14 protein-coding genes, 1 tRNA gene and 1 pseudogene are annotated in these 22,747 nt (G+C 47.2%); 13 read left to right on the top strand and 3 right to left on the bottom strand.

The window, feature by feature from the left end:
- Positions 1-4 precede the first annotated feature (4 nt).
- Positions 5-2,116, top strand: a pseudogene (locus tag DW039_RS21465) (glycoside hydrolase family 95-like protein); the annotation flags it as partial.
- A gap of 120 nt (positions 2,117-2,236) precedes the next feature.
- Positions 2,237-3,358 carry a heparin lyase I family protein gene (locus tag DW039_RS07540; RefSeq protein ID WP_117589189.1) on the top strand — a complete coding sequence of 374 codons (1,122 nt, stop codon included), beginning with the start codon at positions 2,237-2,239 and terminating at the stop codon, positions 3,356-3,358.
- Positions 3,359-3,493: 135 nt separating this feature from the next.
- Here the strand turns inward: DW039_RS07540 and DW039_RS07535 are convergent.
- Positions 3,494-3,565: transfer RNA gene (locus DW039_RS07535), tRNA-Arg, on the bottom strand.
- A gap of 204 nt (positions 3,566-3,769) precedes the next feature.
- Between DW039_RS07535 and DW039_RS07530 the strand changes: the two genes are divergently transcribed.
- From DW039_RS07530 to DW039_RS07495, 8 genes are all read left to right on the top strand, one after another.
- Entirely contained in the window at positions 3,770-5,617 is a 1,848-nt protein-coding gene (locus tag DW039_RS07530) for a 2-oxoacid:acceptor oxidoreductase subunit alpha (RefSeq protein ID WP_005830698.1), read from the top strand.
- Positions 5,618-5,714: 97 nt separating this feature from the next.
- Positions 5,715-6,719 carry a 2-oxoacid:ferredoxin oxidoreductase subunit beta gene (locus DW039_RS07525; protein WP_005834397.1) on the top strand — a complete coding sequence of 335 codons (1,005 nt, stop codon included), beginning with the start codon at positions 5,715-5,717 and terminating at the stop codon, positions 6,717-6,719.
- Between the two features lie 630 nt (positions 6,720-7,349).
- Positions 7,350-10,730: a SusC/RagA family TonB-linked outer membrane protein gene (locus DW039_RS07520; RefSeq protein ID WP_371682765.1), complete on the top strand. Its 3,381-nt coding sequence runs from the start codon at positions 7,350-7,352 to the stop codon at positions 10,728-10,730.
- 31 nt (positions 10,731-10,761) lie between these two features.
- The gene (locus tag DW039_RS07515) at positions 10,762-12,444 is read left to right on the top strand and encodes a SusD/RagB family nutrient-binding outer membrane lipoprotein (protein WP_005834395.1); all 1,683 of its coding nucleotides are present in this window, start codon (positions 10,762-10,764) and stop codon (positions 12,442-12,444) included.
- Positions 12,445-12,745: 301 nt separating this feature from the next.
- Positions 12,746-14,254, top strand: coding sequence for an amino acid adenylation domain-containing protein (locus tag DW039_RS07510; RefSeq protein ID WP_120381837.1), 1,509 nt, complete (start codon positions 12,746-12,748; stop codon positions 14,252-14,254).
- An 8-nt stretch (positions 14,255-14,262) separates the two neighbouring features.
- Positions 14,263-14,505 (top strand): acyl carrier protein, encoded by a 243-nt coding sequence (locus DW039_RS07505; RefSeq protein WP_005830717.1) that lies wholly within the window; start codon positions 14,263-14,265, stop codon positions 14,503-14,505.
- 3 nt (positions 14,506-14,508) lie between these two features.
- A complete protein-coding gene (locus tag DW039_RS07500) occupies positions 14,509-15,897 on the top strand; it encodes an MBOAT family protein (RefSeq protein WP_117703816.1) in 1,389 nt (462 codons plus the stop codon).
- Positions 15,898-15,909: 12 nt separating this feature from the next.
- Positions 15,910-16,998: a hypothetical protein gene (locus DW039_RS07495; protein ID WP_005830721.1), complete on the top strand. Its 1,089-nt coding sequence runs from the start codon at positions 15,910-15,912 to the stop codon at positions 16,996-16,998.
- Here the strand turns inward: DW039_RS07495 and upp are convergent.
- A complete protein-coding gene (upp, locus tag DW039_RS07490) occupies positions 16,941-17,600 on the bottom strand; it encodes a uracil phosphoribosyltransferase (protein ID WP_035457545.1) in 660 nt (219 codons plus the stop codon). The two genes, DW039_RS07495 and upp, sit on opposite strands and share 58 nt — an antisense overlap.
- A 383-nt stretch (positions 17,601-17,983) precedes the next feature.
- On the opposite strand from upp, the gene pckA reads away from it, so the two are divergent.
- Both pckA and DW039_RS07480 read left to right on the top strand, forming a co-directional pair.
- Positions 17,984-19,591: a phosphoenolpyruvate carboxykinase (ATP) gene (pckA, locus tag DW039_RS07485; RefSeq protein ID WP_005830728.1), complete on the top strand. Its 1,608-nt coding sequence runs from the start codon at positions 17,984-17,986 to the stop codon at positions 19,589-19,591.
- A gap of 137 nt (positions 19,592-19,728) precedes the next feature.
- Positions 19,729-20,376 carry a nitroreductase gene (locus tag DW039_RS07480; protein ID WP_022400767.1) on the top strand — a complete coding sequence of 216 codons (648 nt, stop codon included), beginning with the start codon at positions 19,729-19,731 and terminating at the stop codon, positions 20,374-20,376.
- Positions 20,377-20,466: 90 nt separating this feature from the next.
- Here DW039_RS07480 and typA read toward each other — a convergent pair whose 3' ends face one another.
- Complete coding sequence (typA, locus tag DW039_RS07475) at positions 20,467-22,266, bottom strand: translational GTPase TypA (protein WP_005830735.1); 1,800 nt, start codon at positions 22,264-22,266, stop codon at positions 20,467-20,469.
- A gap of 158 nt (positions 22,267-22,424) precedes the next feature.
- On the opposite strand from typA, the gene rpsO reads away from it, so the two are divergent.
- The gene (gene rpsO / locus DW039_RS07470) at positions 22,425-22,694 is read left to right on the top strand and encodes a 30S ribosomal protein S15 (protein WP_016272369.1); all 270 of its coding nucleotides are present in this window, start codon (positions 22,425-22,427) and stop codon (positions 22,692-22,694) included.
- Positions 22,695-22,747: the final 53 nt, after the last annotated feature.

The following is a 22,747-nucleotide window of genomic DNA, read 5'->3' as shown; positions in this document are numbered from 1 at the left end:
ATTTATGCGTACTACAATCAAAATCGTAATTTTATTGTTTTTCATATGTACTTCCATGTCCGGAACTTCGTCTCCGGACATGGAAAAGTATATGCGCCAACATGCCTTGATATGGGAACAATTACCCATGCAATGGAATGAAGGTGCTTTTTTAGGTAATGGATTGGTCGGCATGATGGTATATGCCGATTCCACACTCAATGCATTAGTTTTCCATCTGGGACGTCCCGATGTCACAGATCATAGGAAAGCTCCCTACCGAAAAACCTCCATCGGCACGGAAGAGGCAGATAAAATGGTGGATTTTTGCAGGCTTGATATCGGTAAAATGTTATTATTCCCTGAAGGGAAGATACTTTCAGGCACTTTTTATCTCGACATTTACAATGCCGAACTGACCGGACACCTAAAAACTGACAAAGGTGACTTGACTTTCCACGCCTATACTCCCCAACCCGAAGAAGTGAATATCGTGGAAGTTTCCTCCGGAATCCCTTACCGTTGGAAGGGGATTCCCGGGAATCCATGCTCTCCCCGCATAAGAGTATTTCCCCATTTGAAGGAAAAATTGAAATACAAGGACAACCCCGTACCTGTCGTCAACCAAAAAGACAAAGAAGGTAGTTGGGTACAATCCTTGTTGGCAGGAGGAGACTATGCAACCTACTGGAAAGAAGTGCCGGACGGAAAATCACGCTCCGTATTGTACATATCTACAGCCAATGAAGTACCGGCTTCATCCCTTTCTCTTGCCAAAGCCATCAAAACCGTAGAAGCAGCACAGATTACAGGTACTAAATTATTGAAACAAAAGACACGCCAATGGTGGAACGCCTACCACGAACGTTCTTTCCTTTCCATTCCGGACAAAAAACTGGAGAACTTTTATTTCATACAGATGTACAAACTTGCCACTTGTTCTCATCCGGATGGCCCGGCAATGGACGTAATGGGCACTTTCTTCAAACTGAGCCCATGGCCCAGTTTCTGGTGGAACCTAAATATACAACTGACTTATATGCCCATAGGACCAGCCAATAGGATGGAACAAGGCAAAAACTTCCAGCGACTGATGGATGAAGTGTTTCCTTCACTTGTCCGTTCTATTGAACCATGCAAGATAGGTGACTACACCTGGGCATTGCAAAACTATTATATGTACCTGCGATATGCCGGTGCTGACTGGCAAGATATCAAACAACAAGTAGTTCCAAAAGCACTGGACGCATTTGCCGTATTCGATAAAATACTGTGTTATAAAGAAAACACATGGCATCTCACCCATATTGAGTCTCCCGAATATGAAGGGTTCCAAAAATACAATGACAGCAATTACGGATTAGCTTCACTGAGCTGGTTGCTCCAAACATTGATAGCATGTCATGACAGAACTTCAAGCACTCATCCCGACTATGCACGCTGGAAAGAAATCCTGACACGACTGGCTCCATATCCCACCAATGAAAACGGTCTGATGATTGCCGCCAACAAACCGCTGGAGAAGTCCCACCGCCATTATTCGCACCTATTGGCCTTCTACCCTTTCCGACTTTTACATCCCGATGTACCAGAGAACCGTAAACTCCTGGAGAAATCCATCGAACACTGGTTGTCTTTAGAAGATGGGAAAGGATTAGCAGGATATTCCTATACCGGAGCAGCTTCTCTATATGCCTATTTGGGTAACGGTAACAAGGCTTACGAACGCTTGGCACATTTCATCAACAAACCAATCGGAATCAGCATTCTGCTACCCAATACATTCTATGTGGAAAGTCAAGGCAAGAATCCGGTAATAGAAACCCCATTAAGTGCTGCGGCCTCCCTTACCGAGCTGCTTATACAAAGCTGGGATGAGACTATACGTATCTTCCCGGCTGTGCCAGACCATTGGAAAGATTGTGCTTTCCATGCCCTCAGGGCGGAAGGAGGATTTACCGTCTCGGCTCAACGCCAAGACGGAAGAACCGAATGGGTCAGCCTGACCAGTGAAAAAGGACAACCTTGCCGTATACAGTTATCCGGATGGGATGCCGTCCATCAGCTATCTGCAGGACGTACCGTCTCCATCAAACCGCTGGGTAATGAGACCTATGAACTGGACCTGAAAACCGGAGAAAGCGTAACGCTGGCCCCTGACAAATCAACAAAATGCAAACTACGCCTTATCCGGGCAAAAAACAAATCCCAATCCAACTTCTATGGAGTGAAATCAAGAAAAGGTTTGCCCGAAATAATGGAATGGCCGGAATTAACTCCCATCAAGGAACGTGTGAATGTACAGGCCGACTCTGCTCGTATCCGACAGATTGTCGACGGCTGTTGGGTGGCCGTAGGTACCAATAAGTCCCATGCCATACAACTGGACTACTCCCGTCCCTTTCAAGGACAGCCTTCTTACCGTTTTGAGCTGAAACAAGATGACAACACTCTGGAAGGCTACTCTAAAGGAGAAACCAAAGGTCGCGCCGAACTATGCTATTGCTATGCCGTATCCGACGATTTCAAAAACTATCCGGCAGATGAATATCCCAATGCTCAAAAGATGAAGACCGTCTATCATTATGGCAAGGGAAGTTGCCCGCAAGGTTCATCCATGAGCTACACATTCTCTGTTTACATTCCACATACCCTTGACAAAAACGTATCTACCATCTTTGCCCAATGGCACGGCATGCCAAGCCGTACACTTGTGTCCGATCCTGATGGCAAAGTAATGAGACTCAGTACCAAGGAGTTTCTGGAACTGGAGAGGCGAATGATTTTCAAGAAAAATACGGCATATGATAAAATTATCAAAATCAACGCCCAAGGAGATACCCTCTACAGAGCAGGGAAACCGAACGGTTGGCTGATAGAACAAGGCGGTTATCCCCCGCTTGCCTTCGGCTTTTCACAAGGTTATTTCTACATCAAAGCCAATTCGGACCGCAAATGGCTGACGGACAAGACCGACCGCTGTAATGCCAATCCTGACAAGGCAGAAATCATGCATCCAGTCACCTCTACCTTCAAAACCTCGACAATAGCATATAAAATGCCATTCGAGAATTTCCCCAAAGATTGCTGGATAACTTTTCAGGTAAATATAGACTGGACCGAATATGGAAAAGAAAAAGAAACCATTCTTAAACCCGGACTTCTTGACGTAACCATGTCCTACCGTCAATCAGAAAAGGAAGTGAAAGAACATATCGTAAACAATGAGGAGATACTGATTGGCCGCAATGACGAAGAAGGATATTACTTCAAATTCGGCATATACCGTGTCGGCAACAGTACCATTCCGGTTTGCTATAACCTAGCCGGTTATAAAGAGCAGTTCCGAAAAGTAACGACAAGAATCACGCAATTTTAAATCCCATATTTTTCAACTCAACACAGAACGATTGATTTCTTGTTTTTTCGTAGAAAAACAAAAAAGGAAGAAATAATAGCCGAATTCAACAAGCAACAAAAAGCCCGCCACCTTAATGGAGACGGGCTTGAAAAGTAGCTCCGAGGGGAATCGAACCCCTATCTAAAATTTAGGAAATTCTTGTTCTATCCGTTGAACTACAGAGCCTCAACTGATAATCAGCGGAATATGTAGAATATTTATAGAACTTCTACACTATTTTTACACGACGCAAGCTGATTACGGATGCAAAGATAATGTATTCTGCCGATTTTCCGAAAAAAGTTTTGTTAATCCGATTAACTTTCCGAAATTTGCTGCCTATGTAAACGGAATAGTAATCCTCAAATAATCTATAGTAATTCGTAAGTTATGGCAAACGACATGATGGTCAAAGAACTGGAGCAAGTGGTAGTCCGCTTCTCCGGAGATTCCGGCGATGGTATGCAGCTCGCCGGCAACATCTTTTCAACAGTTTCGGCTACCGTGGGCAATGATATCAGTACATTCCCCGACTATCCGGCAGATATCCGCGCCCCGCAAGGCTCACTCACCGGTGTTTCCGGTTTTCAGGTACATATCGGTGCAGAGAAAGTCTATACCCCAGGTGACAAATGCGACGTATTGGTAGCGATGAACGCCGCCGCACTGAAAACCCAATATAAGTTTGCTAAATCCACTGCTTGTATCATCATCGATACAGATGCTTTCCAGAAGTCAGACTTGGAAAAGGCCGCTTTCAAGACCGATAATCCGATAGAGGAAATGGGTATTAAGCAGGATGTCATCGCCGCCCCCATCTCGAAGATGGTGAAAGACTGCCTTGCCGACACCGGAATGGACAACAAGTCCATGCTGAAATGCCGCAATATGTTTGCAGTAGGCCTGGTATGCTGGCTGTTCAACCGCGATCTGAAAATAGCCGAAGATTTCATCCGCGAGAAATTCGCCAAAAAGCCCGAAATTGCCGGGGCAAATATCAAGGTCATCCATGCAGGATATGACTACGGACACAACACCCATGCTTCCGTAGCCCATACATATAAGATTGAAAGTAAGACTACCGTTCCCGGCAGATACATGGATATCACGGGGAACAAAGCAACTGCTTACGGTTTCATCGCCGCAGCTGAAAAGGCTGGCTTGAAGCTGTTCCTCGGCTCCTATCCCATTACTCCGGCAACCGATGTACTGCACGAACTCTCCAAGCACAAGTCTCTGGGCGTGATGACCGTGCAATGCGAAGACGAGATTTCCGGTTGCGCCACTTCTATCGGCGCCGCTTTTGCAGGTGCGCTGGCTGTGACCTCCACTTCCGGTCCCGGTGTCTGCCTGAAATCGGAAGCTATGAACCTGGCAGTCATTACAGAACTTCCGCTGGTTGTGCTCGACGTGCAACGTGGCGGTCCTTCTACCGGTCTGCCCACCAAGTCAGAGCAGACAGACTTGTTGCAGGCATTGTTCGGCCGCAACGGTGAAAGCCCAATGCCCGTCATCGCCGCCTCTTCACCCACAAGCTGTTTCGACGCAGCCTACATGGCAAGCAAAATTGCACTGGAGCACATGACCCCGGTCGTATTGCTGACCGACGGCTTTGTTGCCAATGGCTCCGGCGCCTGGAAGCTGCCCAAACTGGCAGACTATCCCGCCATCACCCCTCCCTACGTGACTTCCGAAATGAAGGACAACTATACTCCGTACAAACGCAATCCCGAAACAGGTGTCCGCTATTGGGCCATCCCCGGACAAGAAGGCTATATGCACATCCTCGGCGGTCTGGAGAAAGACAGCAATACCGGTGCCATCTCCACCGATCCCGAAAACCATGACTTGATGTGCCACCTGCGTGCCGAGAAGGTTGCCAAAATCCCCGTACCTGATGTAGAAGTGCAAGGCTGTGCAGATGATGCCGATTTGCTGATTGTCGGTTTCGGCGGTACATACGGCCACTTGTATTCGGCCATGGAAGAGATGAACAAGGCAGGCAAGAAGGTTGCCCTCGCCCACTTCACTTATCTGAATCCGCTCCCTAAGAACACGGAAACCGTTCTGAAGAAGTACAAGAAGGTGGTAGTTGCCGAACAGAATCTCGGACAATTTGCAGGTTATCTACGTATGAAGATAGACAACTTCACCCCGTACCAGTTCAACGAAGTCAAAGGACAACCGTTCGTCGTTGCCGAGCTGGTCGCAGCGTTCAATAAATTAATTGATAATTGACAGTTGACAATTGATAATAACCATGCGTAATATGCGGATTATCAATGACCAGCCACCAATTATCAACTATCAATTATCAACTCAATTAAAAAAGATTATGTGCGAATATACAGCAAAAGACTATAAAAAAGGACAACCCCGTTGGTGTCCGGGTTGTGGTGACCACTTCTTTCTGGCTTCACTGCACAAAGCAATGGCAGAAATCGGCAAAGCTCCTTGGGAGAATGCCGTCATCTCAGGTATCGGCTGCTCCAGCCGTCTGCCCTATTACATGAATACGTATGCGATGCAGACCATCCACGGACGTGCTGCTGCCATCTCTACAGGTGCCAAGGTTGCCAATCCCAACCTGACGGTATGGCAAATCTCCGGCGACGGTGACGGTCTGGCCATCGGCGGTAATCACTTCATCCACGCCGTACGCCGTAACATCGACCTGAACATGATTCTGCTGAACAACCGCATCTACGGTCTGACCAAAGGTCAATATTCTCCGACCTCTCCACGTGGTTTCGTCAGCAAGTCGTCTCCCTATGGTACGGTAGAAGATCCATTCCACCCGGCAGAGCTTTGCTTCGGTGCCCGCGGCCGTTTCTTTGCCCGCGCGGTAGCTACCGATGCTCCGGGGACAGTGGAAATATTGAAGGCAGCCATGGCTCACAAAGGGGCTTCCGTTTGCGAGATTCTGCAAAACTGCGTTATCTTCAATAACGGTACGCATGACTCCGTAGCCAAAAAGGAAGACCGCGCCAAGAATGCCATCTACTTGAAACACGGCGAACCGATGCTCTTCGGCGAGAACAACGAATACGGACTGATGCAGGAAGGCTTTGGTCTAAAAGTCGTGAAACTCGGTGAGAACGGCATTACAGAGAAGGATATCCTCATCCACGATGCCCACTGCATGGACAACACCCTGCAACTGAAGCTTGCCCTGATGGAAGGTCCCGACTTCCCGATTGCACTCGGTGTTATCCGCGATGTGGAAGCTCCTACTTACGACGATGCTGTTCATGAACAAATCGAAGAGGTGTCTGCCAAAAAGAAGTATCACAACTTCGAGGAGTTATTGATGACGAATGATACGTGGGAAGTAAAATAAACCACTAAGATTTATTAATATCATGTTTGCACGAAACAAATAAGGTGCAAACATGATATTAATTTCCTAAAAGTAAGAGTACCTCCCTATCCTTTCTCTCCCAAACATAGATACTTATTACGCCAAACATGCAGTTCTTCCATCAAGAATAACTATATTTGCCACAGTAACCATAGTAGTCACATTTTGAAAGTGATTCTCTGATTTATACTGGCTTAATATCAATCTCACAAACCGCAGGCTGATAGCTCTTTCGTTCGAGTAATCCTTCCCGGATAAAGGTCAAAAACACTCCCACCCTGAAAAGAAAATGCAACCACTGCAACTGCACCAGATTTTATTGTAGTGATAGAGCATACCTCCGATGAACAAGGCTACCAATAAGGGTCGACAACAAGACTTCAAGGGAAGAGAGGGAAATTGTAGAATACCTACTGTGGATTTTTTCCACATCTCCACACCACAAACACCCGAACTTTCCTTTTTCCCGATAGAAAATAAGCAATTGATTATCAATATCATTCATTCTTAAAAGGATAGTCTGCCTTTCGTTTGGCATACCTCTTGCTAAAATATCTGCCGAAAGGACGTAACATTTATAATAAGATAAATCAATTATTTTTCAGTAGTATGAAAATCAGGATGAGAAAACGGTGTGACATTCCACATTCAGCGTCGCACTTCCAAAAAAGTTTGATTATTGCAAGTTGGTTATTAACATTTCTTTTCACCGGAACAGCCTTTGCACAAGAGTACCGAACCATTACAGGCATTGTAAGAGATGTAACGGGAGAACCGCTTATCGGTGCCAGCGTCATACAGAAAGGCACCAACAACGGCGTCATTACCGATGTGGACGGCAACTTCACACTGACCGTTCCTGCAGATGCAACACTCTCTATCGCTTACATGGGCTATGCTACCCGGGAGATAAACCTGGCAAAACGAAAAAAGCAAGGCGACCTGAAGATTACACTCAGCGAAGATACCCAGCAACTGAAAGAAGTCGTAGTAACGGCAATGGGTATCAAAAAAGACACGAAACGTGTCGGCTATGCCATCAGTACCATCAGTGCAGACGAATTGGTAAAGGCAGGAGCACCCAACTTTGCCTCTGCCATGTACGGTAAAGCACCGGGAGTCCGCATCACACAGACACAAGGCGGTTCTGCCGGAGCTGTCTCCATCAACGTACGCGGACTGACTTCCATCACTGGAAATAACCAGCCACTCATCATTCTGGACGGTGTACCCATCCGCAACGGCGGCACGGGTAAAAGCACGGACTTCGCCGAATTTGGCAACGACGGACAAATCCGTTCCAATGGTCTGGTAGACATCAACCCAGAGGACATCGAGAGCCTCAGTATTCTGAAAGGAGCTTCCGCCACAGCTCTCTACGGCTCGGAGGCTGCAAACGGTGCGGTAGTCATCACTAGCAAGCGCGCCAAAAGCGGCAAGCTGACGGTGGACTTCAATGCCCAAGTCATGGCAAACTTACCGGCTTATCTGCCAAAAGTACAGACCGTATACGGGCCGGGAACCTACAACACCGCATACAGCGATTATGAGAAACAGACGGGAGGCTTCTATCAGAGAACCCTAAACGGACAAAGCTACAAAAGCCTCCGTTCCACCACCTTGTCCTTCGGCCCGAAATACGACGGCAGCGAGGTACTTTACTGGGACGGGAAGATGCGCCCCTACCAGGCACTGACCGACAACCCGTGGAAAGAGTTGTTTCGCACCGGCTGGACCCAGACTTACAATCTCGCCATCTCACAAGGGACGGAAACCACCAGCAACCGCTTCTCCTACACATTCATGGACGAGATTCCCAATGCCCTGACCGGAAGCTTCACCAAACACAACTTCAAGCTGACCGGTTCGTATCAACTGGCGAAACCGCTGAAACTGGAATACTCCCTTAACTACATCGTACAGAATGTAGAAGACCGCCCGCAAACCTCGCTCAACCTATACAGCGGTTTCGGCAACATGTTCTCCACCTTCCTGGACATTCCCTATCTGAAACAAAGTTACGTCACCAGTCTGGGATACCGTAATACCTTTGTCGGAGGAAACGCCACGCTGACTCCCGAGGAATCATGGGCCTACGACCCCAGTTACGCCACCGGAGTGAACAACATGCTGTGGAATATGTACCATCACCATAGCGACGAGACAGAGAACCGGCTCATCGGTATGATTCGCCCCACCTGGCAGATAACCAACTGGCTGAGTCTGCGTGCCCAGGTTTCAACTGATATCACAGATGTGAAGCAAACACTGAAATATGAAAGCGAACAACCCAATTCCCTATACGACCCCAACGGCAGCTTCCAGTCCATCAACCGCCGTTACGACATTGTTTATGGAGATGTTATGTTGAACTTCAACTATAATATCAACCGCTTCGACATTGCCGCCACCGTAGGCTGGACCGGACGCTACGAAAATATGAACAATATCAGGGTCTCCACCAATGGCGGGCTTGTCACGGAAAACTGGTTCGACCTCAATGCCAGCCGCTACACGCCAAGCAGTACTCTGCAACGTATGGAACTACTGAAAACCGGCTATATGGGTACACTGAGCCTGGGATGGGACAACTATCTATTCCTTGAACTGACCGGACGCCAGGAACGCTCGTCTACCCTAAAAGACCAGAGTTTTTTCTATCCTTCCGCCAATCTGAGTTTCCTCTTCACCCAAGCCTTCCACATGCCGTCATGGTGGAACTATGGAAAATTGCGCCTCTCATACGGTATCGTAGGAAATGCTCCTGAAACCTATACCGCCAATATCGTCTACGAGCAAGGTTCGGACAACGGATTCACCTGGAACACCATTCCCTCTTCATGGGGGAATGCAGATATCCATCCGGAAAAGAAATACGAATACGAGATAGGTCTGGAAAGCAAGTTTTTAAACAACCGGTTGGGTATAGATATATCCTACTACAACAACCGTGTAAAGGACCAGATACTCTCCACGCCGCAACCTTCCACATCAGGCGTAAAGAATGTGTTGATGAATGTGGGTGAGGTAGCCAACCGCGGCTGGGATATATCAATCAGTGCCACTCCCATACTGACCAGAGATTTCCGCTGGGACCTGACAGCCAACTATGGTGTATATAAGAACAAAGTGGTGAAACTGGCCGATGGAGTGCCCTATCTGGAAATACTCAACTCCGGAGGCAGCGGAATAAAAATACAAGCTGTGGAAGGCCAGCCAATGGGTGACATCTATGCACAGGTTCCCCAGGTGAACGAAAACGGTGAGTACCTCGTTTCCGATAAAGGTCTTTACCTCAACCAAACTGAATTGCAGAAAGTCGGCAACATCAATCCGGCAGGCGTAGGAGGTCTATTCAACTCTTTCTCCTACAAGAATGTATTCCTCGATTTCAGTATCGACTTCCGCATCGGAGGAGATGTCATCAACGAAATGAACCAATATGCCACCGCAGTGGGTCTGACACCCGAATCCCTGAAGTACCGTGATACGGAACACGGCGGACTATCCTATTACTATCCGGGCGACAACAATTCCAGCGGAATTCCGGTACAAGTAGACCCTTCCACGGGTGCCGGCCCCAACGGAGAGATAATCTACCACGACGGCATCATTCTTCCGGGTGTAGTGGCCTCCACTGGCGAAAGAAACACACGTATCATTCCGGCAGGCTATTACTACAACACCACCTATAATTGGGGAACGGAGGCCGAACAGCTGACATACCGCCATTCGGTATTCGACAATTCTTATGTCAAACTGCGTGAATTGACCATCGGCTACCAATTTCCCGAAAAGATGATCTCCAAACTGGGACTGGGCCGGCTGAGTGTGTCGGTCTTCGGACGTAATCTCTTCTACTTCTACAAAGCACTGAAAAACTACGATGCGGAGTCGTCCGTCGGAACATCCTGGGCCAACCAGGCTACCGTGGGAAGTTCTACCACAGCTACCCGCAGTTTCGGTGTTTCACTTCGTGCAAGTTTCTGACAAAACAACCATCCAAAAAACAACAAAGAGTATGAAAAAGACAAAGATATTATCTCTTGTTTCATTGGGAGCATTCCTCTTGACAACATCAGGCTGTACGGATTATGACTTCGACAGCAAATACGAAGACCCCTCCAAAGTAACCCAAGTCACCATCAGTAATCTGATGGTAGGAGTCTTCCAAAAAGTAAAGGACTATGATGTTTACGAATACAACCGGTTCTTCGGATTCGATTCACAGTTTACGGGCAAGTATGCACAAACCTTCGGCTACTCCAACACTACGGATATGTATACCCCCGGCTATATACCCGCTATTGACGGACAGTGGGACAATGTGTATTCGGCACTGGCCCAGTTCCGCAAGCTGGAATCTCTCTACGAGGAAGAAAGCGCGGCAGAACAAGCCCAGGACGAGGCATTCTATCTTGCCGCCAAAGTACAGTTGTACGATTTCTTTGCCGCCACAGTGGACGTTTTCGGGGATATGCCTTTCTCGGAAGCTTGTACGCTGCCGCTTACCAACGATGTAGGTAAATCGTATGCTCATTATGACAAGGCCGAGGATATTTATAAAACCATTCTTGATGAGCTCAAAGAAATTGCTCCGCGGTTCCGCTCCATCCCCACACCGAGGAACTTCAATACACAAGACTTTATCAACAACGGGGACATGGACAAATGGGAACGCTATGCAAACTCCTTGCGACTGCGCCTTGCCATGCGCGTAGCCGCGCAAGGAGACTTGCAGGCGGAAGGCCGTACCGCCATCAAGGAAATCCTGGAAAATCCGTCAGCCTATCCGTTGATAGAGGAACAAGAAAACAACATTCTCATTGTCAACCAGAAGTCTGGGCAACTGAACTTCACCGCAGGCCACGGACTGGGTGACTGGGTAACCAACCGACTTGCTTCGGGCGCCATCATCGACCGCATGCTGGGCCATGGCAACTATGATATGACCAGCAATGACCCACTGAGCGGCGTTTATGTGAAAGGAGAAGACGACCCGCGCATCCTGCTCAACTTCAATCCCGTGAAGATTACCAACCAGAACACCGGTCAATTGGACGAGCACCGTTATCTGGGTACAGACCTTACCGTGGCGGATGAGCTGACGGAATATTACAACTCGCAGGCACAAGACGAAGTCAATACCAGCAACACCGGTTTCTCACAAATCACGCAGAAAGGTTTCTTTTGGGAAAACGACAAATTCGACATGCTGATAATGGCCTCACCCGAAATCCATTTCCTGAAAGCGGAAGCCTATGAAATGGGGTATGGAGTGGCAAAGAATGAAGCGAAAGCGGAAGAAGAGTTCAAAAAGGCTGTCAGCCAGTCCATCACGCTTTACTACTATTACGATTCGGTAAGTACGGGTGAAAACGCACGCCGGTATGATGCCCCTACCGCCGAAGAAACCGCCTCTTTCGCCGCTGCCAAATGGAACAGCACGAAATATACAGACAAGCTGGATGCCATCATTACCCAAAAGTGGCTGCATTTCGGTTTCCTAGCCAGTCGTGAGGCATGGAGTGATATCCGACGTACCGGCTATCCGTCCGGCCTAGCCTTCCCCGAAGTGGCCGGTACCATCACAAATGTGCCGAACCGCTGGAGATACCCGAATACGGAAGTCAACTACAATCCCTACTATAAAGAGGTGTCAGCCGAAGACACTTACTACCACAAACTGTTCTGGGCAAAATAAGGACTTTGTTCGCAAACCCATTTTGCCCGAAGAGTATATCATACTCACCACAGAATAACACGGATTAACACAGATTGCCTTAGGAGTTCTGATAATAAAGAGCTTTTAGCAGTGTTAATCCGTGTTATCCTGTGGTGAGTATGTATTTGCCCCCTCTGTTTCTTTTATTCCGAACAGTATCCCTCCTTTTTTAGAAATCTTAAGGATTTCCCGGTAGGGAGATTGCGGGAAACCACTGTCTTTAATGAACGACGGACAAACATCGCTTCCGCAAAAACTGAACTATAACATAACGGACTAAATGAAAAAGTATCCAAATGACTTGATTGGCGACATCATGAAAGCCTTCGGCAAATATGCCGACCGACCGGCATTCGTCATCGAAGACACGGCCTGCACTTATGGAGAGCTGGCAACTTGCGTACAGAAAATATCCTCCCTATTCAAGGACAGAGAAGACAAAATTATCGGCATCGTCGCAGAAAACAGACTGGAAACATACGCATCCATACTATCTGCACTGATTTGCGGAAAGACATACGTCATCCTCCATCCTTCCTACCCCAAACATAGGAACGACAGAATTGCCGACTCGGCAGGCATTCGCCTCGTGCTGCATACCAAGAATATCCATGTCTTGAACCTCGACACCCGGAATCTGGAACTGATATGTACCTCCGAAATAGAGCAGGCAGAGAACTCCGCCACGTTCCATGCCGCAGAAGACATCCTCCATACGGCAGAAGAGGAAAATGCCTACATCATCTTTACCTCCGGAAGCACGGGCGAACCCAAAGGAGTACCCATCTCCCGCCGTAACCTGAATGCTTTCTATACCGCCTACCACCGCCTCGGCTGGCAACTGGACGAGAACGACCGGATGCTGCAGATGTTCGAACTCACTTTTGACGTTTCCATCGTATCCTTTCTATATCCGCTGACGCTGGGTGCTTGCATATACACCGTTTCTCCGGAAGGCGTGAAATACATCAACGTAATTGAAACTCTGGAAAAATACGACCTGACCTTCGCTGCCGTGGCCCCTTCACTGCTCCAGCTGCTACGTCCCTATTTTCCGGAGATACACCTCCCCGCACTTAGATATCTAGTGGTTACTGCCGAGGCTTCTGACGCGGAGCTGTTGGATGCTTTCAGAAAATGTGTCCCCAATGCCTCTTTCATAAACCTATACGGACCGACAGAGGGAACCATCTACTGCACTGCCTACCGGATACCCGTCACCTCCTGCAAGCATCACAACGGCATGACCGCTATCGGAAGGCCTTTCGAAGGCATCGATGCCCTAATTATGGATAACGACGGTCGCCCGCTGCCTACCGGAGAAACCGGCGAACTATGGATTAGCGGCAATCAAGTGATGGGTGGATACTGGAATGCTCCCGAAAAAAACGGGGAATGCCTCGTAGAGACCGCCAATGGAAAAGTATACTACAAGACGGGAGACCTCTGCCGGATGGATGCCGACGGTGACATCATCTATTGCGGACGAAAAGACTCACAGATAAAGATACAAGGATTTCGCATCGAGCTGAGCGAGATTGAACATGTGGCAAAAAACTTTTTCAACGGTGAATGCCGTGTAGTCGTCATTCCCAAATACGACAACGGCAATCAGTGCGAACTACATCTCGTCGTAGAGAAGAAACAGCTCGACAAACAGCAGATGGAGGAATATCTGTATAGCAGGCTTCCCTACTACATGATTCCCAAGCATATGCATTGCCTGGAACAGTTTCCGCTGAACACCAGTAGCAAAACAGACAGAAAGAAAATACAAGAACTAATTTAAACTTGACAATGGATACACAGACTATTTTGAATGAAATGAGCCTCATCTTTCGGGAGGTACTGAAAAGAGAGAACATTGTACTTGACAATGAGACCACCGCCCAGGATGTGGAAGGATGGGATTCACTGACCAACATGCAACTGATAAACAAGATAGAGAAGAAATTCAATGTACGCTTCACCTTCAGAGATATTGTAAAACTCAAAAACGTGGGAGACATCTGCCATGCCATTTTAACCAAAACCAACTAGGAAATGTCATTCATATCCCTGAACTTCGTCGTACTGTTTGCGTGTACTTTCATTCTATACCATACGCTTCCTTCACGATTCAGAAAAGCGACCTTACTGACAGCCAGCTGCCTCTTCATAGGCTTCTACCACCTCACTTTTCTGATAACGGCCCTCATCCTCACGCTTACCACCTTCTACCTTGGCAAATGGATAGGACAGACCAAGCGGGAAAGCAGCATGAAGGGAATTTATTTTTCAGGTGTGTGTTTTCTGGTCGTGAGCTGGTTGGCATTCCGGTATGCCGACCGGCTTACAGACTGCCACATCCTTTTTCCGCTGGGAATCTCTTTCTATACTTTCCAGGCCATTTCGTACCTGACAGAAATCTATTGGCAAGAAGAAGAACCGGAAAAGAGCCTGCCCGACTTCATGATATACATGCTCTTCTTCATGAAGTTCCTTTCCGGTCCCATAGAAAGAGCAAGTGACATGCTCCCCCAACTGAAGTCCTGCAAAGCTACGGACTATACATCCATGGTCTACGGAATGAGACTGATTGTCGTGGGACTAATAAAGAAACTGATACTGGCCGACTCCATCGCCCCATACATAGACGGTGTCTTCGGGTCGGTATACACAGCCTCGGGCGTGCAATTGCTGATGGCATGCCTCCTATATCCGATAGAGCTGTATGCCGACTTCTCCGGATATACCGACATCGCATTGGGAGGAGCGCGCATGCTGGGATTCAAGCTCAGCCCAAACTTCAACCGGCCGTTCATTGCACAGACCACTGCCGACTTCTGGCGCCGATGGCACATGTCGCTTTCATTCTGGGTACGCGACTATCTGTACCTCCCGTTGTCCTCGAACCTGCGTGGATGGGGACAATGGGGCGTATTTCTAAGTCTGGCGCTGACCTTCACGGGACTGGGTATCTGGCATGGTGCCGGATGGAACTTCGCTGTCTACGGACTAATTCAAGGTGTCATCATCTTCTACGAGATGAAGACCACAGCATTTCACCGCAGACTGAAAGCCCAATTGGGAAGCCGCTTATATGCCACATTATCCGTCGTAAGGACCTACCTACTTTTTGCCGTATCTCTGATATTCTTCCGGGCGGGCTCCATGGCCGAAGCGTTCCACTACATCAGCCACCTCTCCTTCGGCGTACATTACAGTTGGAAGGAAATGAACATCGGAATGCCGGACCACAACAGCATTGTGGCAGGAAGCGCACTCGTACTGATATTGGTTTACGAATATTTCATGTCCAAGCATGATTTGCTAGAAGCCCTCGGACGACAGCCGGCAGCCGTAAGATGGAGTATCTATTATCTGCTCGCCATAATACTTTTCACACTGGGACAGTTCAACTCGGACAGCTTCATATATTTACAATTTTGACAATAAAGACACATGATGAAGAAAAACAGCGAACGGAACGCAGCCATACGTTTCATGAAAAAGCTCTTTATCCTTTTTATCCCTTTTATAGCCCTACTGGCAGTCTATTTCCTGGACGACCCTTTCATGGTCCTGAAGAACTATGAACGATACGACCAAACCCCGGTTGTACTAAACGAAGGGCACGTGGGGTGGCAGATGTATCTGAACAACCGGGATACCATCCCCATCGACTCCTATATCATGGGAAACTCCTGCACTATGGCTTATCAATGCCATGAATGGGAGAAATACCTCCACGGCGGAAGAGCCGTACGGCTATTCGGAAATGCCGAAAGCCTTGCCGCCGTCTGCCTGAAGCTGAAGGCACTGGACAAGGCAGGTGCAACAATCAAGAACCTGCTGCTGATTATCGACAAGGAATCATTGCACAACGACCGTTGCCTGACCGGACATTCCAACATTCTGCCACCCGCCATATCGGGAATAAGCAGCTTCAAGTTTCAGAAGGAATTCTGCCAAGCCTTCTTCTACCCGAACTTTCTCTTCCCCTATCTGGACTACAAGCTGTTCCATACCTATCGCCCTTACATGAAAGGGGTTATAAACCCCTATGGCTCCACCCGAAACCCGGTAACCAATGACGTGTTAAATCCCAGAGAGAAAATGATAAAGGAAGAGGGAGATAAGTACTGGGAAAACCGGAAAGGAGAATTCACCAAAGAGAAAATGAAGAATTATAGAGACGGGAAATACCGGGAAGCCCCCCAAGTGCTCAGGGAAAAGCAAATCAATCTGTTGCAGGAAATAAAGTGGATTTGCCGGAAACATGATACCGATGTAAAAATCATTATCAGTCCCGACTACCTGCAAGTCAACATAAACCCTGCCGACGTAAAGACACTGAAGCGCTTCTTCGGAAAACGGAATGTATTTGATTTCACCGGTATCAACGAATACACGGAAGACATCCACAATTATTATGAACCGGGTCATTATAGGCCCGCACTTGGGAAAAGGCTGATGGAAAAGATATATGAACCTTATATCTTGTCACCGAACGCCAAATCTCCGGCATCTCCCAGCCCGGGAACGATATAGGAATGCTCGTTCATCTCCGGGTCGATTGCTGCACACCACAAGGTCACTTCATCTCCAGGGAACAGCTTTTCCAGATGCTCTACGCCCTGCCGGCTGGCTATGACACAAGCTATCTGCAACTTGGCCGGCATCCCCTTGGTGACGAAGGCCTTCCAGGCCAATTCCATACTTTCTCCCGTGGCAAGCATCGGGTCTACAATCAATAATGTCTTCTTGGACAAATCCGGAGTAGCGATGTATTCGATGTGTACATCCACCGTACGGCATTCCTTATCCTTATAATAACGGTAAGCGGAAACAAAAGCGTTCCCGGCATGGTCGAACATATTCAAGAATCCAGTATGCAAAGGCAATCCGGCACGGAAAACAGTGGCAATCACCACCTCGTCATCGGGTGTGCTGACCGACGCCACCCCCAAGGGAGTCTGTACCTGCTTGACAGAATACGTCAGTTCCTTACTCATTTCATACGCCATTATCTCTCCAATGCGTTCAATATTACGGCGGAAACGCATACGGTCGCCCTGGACTGCTACATCACGAATTTCCGCCACGTATTGGTTCAAGACAGAATTTGTCTCGGCAAAGTTGATAACCTTCATAACTATAAATGTGCTAATGTGCAAATATGCTAATGTGCAAATGTGGTGTACGTAATGCCGCATGGCAATTAGCACATTGGCATATCAGCACATTAGCACATTAAAATTTGCTGCAAAGTAAACGAATTTCACTCAATTTGCAACATTCAGTTAGCAGATATTGTTATGGTTTTATAAAAGATTTCCTATTAGAGAAAAATTTCTCTAATAGAGCTTTTCTTTAAAAAGAAAGTATTACTTTTGTAGGCGAAAAACAAGGGACCTGCTGAAAAGCAGGAAAAAAAGAGCTTTTCTACACCCGTTTTCCCTTGTAAATCAAAGGTAAAAGAGATTAAGGAAAGAGATTATAAACCAAATACCAACATTTTAAATCATTAAAAGAAATGGCAAATTTAGATTTAAGCAAGTACGGTATCCAAGACGTGAAGGAAATTATCCACAACCCGTCTTACGATGTACTGTTCGCAGAAGAAACCAAACCAGGTTTGGAAGGTTTTGAAAAAGGTCAGGTAACTGAACTGGGTGCTGTAAATGTAATGACAGGTATCTATACCGGTCGTTCTCCTAAAGATAAATTCTTCGTAATGAATGAAGCCAGCAAGGATTCTGTATGGTGGACTTCTGAAGAATACAAAAACGACAACAAACCTTGCTCTGAAGAAGCTTGGGCTGACCTGAAGGCTAAGGCTGTAAAGGAATTGAGCGGCAAGCGTCTGTTCGTTGTTGATACTTTCTGTGGCGCCAACCCCGCTACTCGTATGAAAGTACGTTTCATCATGGAAGTGGCATGGCAGGCTCACTTCGTAACTAACATGTTCATCCGCCCGACTGCTGAAGAACTGGCTAACTACGGAGAACCCGATTTCGTATCATTCAACGCTTCTAAGGCAAAAGTTGACAACTACAAGGAACTGGGTCTGAACTCTGAAACAGCTACTGTATTCAACTTGAAGACCAACGAACAGGTTATCTTGAACACTTGGTACGGCGGTGAAATGAAGAAGGGTATGTTCTCTATCATGAACTACAAGAACCCGTTGCGTGGTATCGCTTCTATGCACTGCTCTGCCAACACTAACATGGAAGGTACTGACTCTGCTATCTTCTTCGGTCTGTCCGGTACTGGTAAGACTACCTTGTCAACTGACCCGAAACGTCTGTTGATCGGTGACGACGAACACGGATGGGATGACGAAGGTGTATTCAACTACGAAGGTGGTTGCTATGCTAAGGTTATCAACCTGGATAAAGAAAGCGAACCCGATATCTACGCTGCCATCAAGCGTGACGCTCTGTTGGAGAATGTTACAGTAGCTGCTGACGGTAAGATTGACTTCGCTGACAAGAGCGTAACTGAAAACACTCGTGTTTCTTATCCTATCTACCACATCAATAACATCGTTAAGCCGGTTTCCAAGGGTCCTCACGCTCACCAGGTAATTTTCTTGTCTGCCGACGCATTCGGTGTATTACCTCCGGTATCTATCCTGAACCCTGAACAAGCTCAGTACTACTTCTTGTCTGGCTTTACTGCTAAGTTGGCTGGTACAGAACGTGGCATCACTGAACCGACTCCGACATTCTCTGCTTGCTTCGGTGCTGCTTTCTTGAGCTTGCATCCTACTAAATATGCAGAAGAATTGGTTAAGAAGATGAACAAGGTTGGTGCTAAGGCATACTTGGTTAACACTGGTTGGAACGGTAGCGGCAAACGTATCTCTATCAAAGATACTCGTGGTATCATCGACGCTATCCTCGACGGTTCTATCGACAAGGCTCCGACGAAGGTTATTCCTTTCTTCGACTTCGTGGTTCCTACTGAATTGCCTAATGTAGATCCGAAGATTCTTGATCCTCGCGATACTTACGAATGCGCTTGCCAATGGGAAGAAAAAGCAAAAGACCTGGCTGGTCGCTTCATCAAGAACTTCGCTAAGTTCACTGGCAACGAAGCTGGTAAGGCTTTGGTTGCTGCTGGTCCGAAGCTCTAATCTGACAATAAAGTTAGAAACATATGGAAAAGGTATCTCCTCCGGGAGATGCCTTTTTTCTTTTTTAATATCTCTATCTCATTGATAATCCGAAAGTTTTAGTAGTTTTGCAGAAACCATTATTCAAATAAAGCAATATGAAAAGTATCAGATTGATGTTGGCAGGCGCAAGTTTGTTACTGCTCTGCAGTTGCGGTGCCCAGGTCCAGAAAGAGACCCAAGTTGCCAATGCAAATGAAAGCAAAGAGAATGCGGTGATTGAAACCATCATGTCACGCCGCAGCATCCGCCAGTACAAACCGCAAGCCGTGAATCGCGACACCATGCAGATTATCCTGGATTGCGGTATCAATGCACCCAACGGACAGAACAAGCAATCGTGGGAAGTGCGTGTAGTGGATAACCCGGATTTCATCAACGGCATCACGGAAATCTACAAGAAGGAAAATCCCAAAGCCGCCGAAGACCCGAAATTCAAGAACATGTTTCGCAACGCTTCTACAGTAGTATTTATTGCCAATGACCCGTCTTATGACCTTTCGCAGATTGACTGCGGACTGCTGGGTGAGAATATGATTCTATCAGCCTGGTCCATGGGAATCGGTTCTTGCTGCTTGGGCGGTCCCACGCGCTTCATGACCTCTACTCCGGCTGCTGCCGAATACCTGAAGAAACTGGATATTCCGGAAGGCTATCAGCTACTTTACTGTATCGCTTTCGGCTATCCGGACGAAACGCCCACTGCCAAACCCCGTAATGCGGCAAAGGTAAAATTCATCGATTGACTTTCGTTTGAATGACGACAATAAAAAGGAGTGCCTCACCTTTCGGCGGGGCACTCCTTTCATATATAACAACTAAAACTCTTCTGTTTATCAGTTCTTGTTTGCGCGTTTACGCTCAAGCTCATCGAGGATAACCTTACGCATACGCATTGATTTAGGAGTAACTTCCACATATTCATCCTCCTTGATGTACTCCAGTGCCTCCTCAAGAGAGAACTGTACGGGAGGAATCAGACGTGCCTTGTCATCCGAACCACTGGCACGCATATTGGTAAGCTTCTTGGACTTCGTTACATTAATCACCAAGTCGTTGTCATGGGAATGCTCGCCCACTACCTGGCCTGCATAAACCTCTTCCTGCGGGAAAATGAAGAATTTGCCGCGGTCCTGCAACTTGTCAATGGCATAGGCAAAAGCCGTACCGGACTCCATGGCAATCATAGAACCGTTGGTACGCCGTTCAATCTCACCCTTATACGGTTGATATTCCTTAAAACGGTGTGCCATGATAGCCTCGCCGGCAGAAGCGGTCAACACATTGGTACGCAGACCGATGATACCGCGCGACGGCATGTCGAACTCAAGATTTACACGTTCGCCGGCACTTTCCATCTTCACCATTTCACCTTTACGACGGGTCACCATATCAATCATCTTGCTGGCATATTCTTCGGGAACATTGATGGTAAGCTCTTCAATAGGTTCGCATTTCACGCCGTCAATCTCCTTGAAGATTACCTGCGGTTGCCCTACCTGCAACTCATACCCTTCACGACGCATGGTCTCAATCAGTACGGAAAGATGAAGCACGCCACGGCCGGAAACAATCCACTTGCCGTCTTCCTCGCTCTTGCGCACGCGAAGTGCAAGATTCTTATCCAACTCCTTCATCAAACGGTCGTGGATGTGGCGGGAAGTAACAAACTTACCTTCCTTACCGAAGAACGGAGAGTCATTAATGGTGAAGAGCATACTCATCGTAGGTTCATCAATGGCAATAGGCGGCAACGCTTCCGGATTTTCGTAATCGCAGACCGTATCTCCGATTTCGAATCCTTCGATACCTACCAACGCACAGATGTCACCGGAAGACACTTCCTGCACCTTTACACGGCCCATACCTTCGAATGTATGCAATTCCTTGATTTTTGATTTCACGATACTCCCGTCACGCTTTGCCAAAGACACATTCATGCCTTCTTTCAATATGCCACGGTGTACGCGGCCCACAGCAATACGCCCGGTATACGAAGAATAATCCAGCGAAGTAACCAGCATTTGCGGTGTACCCTCCAACTGTTCGGGGGCAGGAATATTCTCCAAGATACAGTCCAGAAGCGGATAAATGTTATCAGTCGGCTGCTGCCAGTCGGTACTCATCCAATTATTCTTGGCAGAACCGTAGATAACGGGGAAATCCAGCTGGTCCTCGGTTGCATTCAGGCTGAACATCAAGTCGAACACCATCTCGTACACTTCTTCGGGACGGCAATTTGGCTTATCCACCTTATTCACAACAACGATAGGTTTCAGACCAATCTGCAGAGCTTTCTGCAATACAAACCGTGTCTGCGGCATAGGACCTTCGAAAGCATCCACAAGCAGAATGCATCCATCCGCCATATTCAATACACGTTCCACTTCACCTCCGAAGTCACTGTGTCCCGGAGTATCAATAATGTTAATCTTGGTGTCTTTGTAGTTGATAGAAACGTTCTTTGAGAGAATCGTTATACCTCGTTCACGCTCCAGGTCATTGTTATCCAACATTAATTCACCTGTGCTCTGGTTGCTGCGGAAAAGGTTTCCGGCCAAAAGCATCTTGTCAACGAGCGTCGTTTTCCCATGGTCCACATGGGCAATAATTGCAATGTTTCTAATCTTTTGCATATAATACCTATTATTTTCAGGCGACAAAGTTAGTGATTTTGGATTAGATATGCAGTATAGATATGATTTTTTTGCTGAATATCATTGTGATATAAAAGTTTATCCCTATCTTTGCAGCCCCGAAAGGGAATATTTATAATAACTTTTAATTAAACATTATGTATTTAGACGCTGCTAAAAAGCAAGAAATCTTCGGCAAATACGGAAAGTCTAACACTGATACTGGCTCAGCTGAGGCTCAGATAGCTTTGTTTTCCTACCGTATTGCTCATCTGACTGAGCACCTTAAGCTCAACAGAAAGGATTATAGTACAGAAAGAGCTTTGACTATGTTGGTAGGTAAACGCCGTGCATTGCTGACTTACCTGAAGGATCGCGACATCACCAGATATCGTGCTATTGTCAAAGAACTCGGCTTGCGTAAGTAATCTACTTGCGGCAAAACCATTAAAAAAGGAAGTTTTCCAAAAGGAAACTTCCT

It is taken from the genome of Bacteroides sp. AF39-16AC (genome assembly GCF_003602735.1).
Classification (GTDB): domain Bacteria; phylum Bacteroidota; class Bacteroidia; order Bacteroidales; family Bacteroidaceae; genus Bacteroides; species Bacteroides uniformis.
This window is presented reverse-complemented; position numbering and strand designations above follow the sequence as displayed.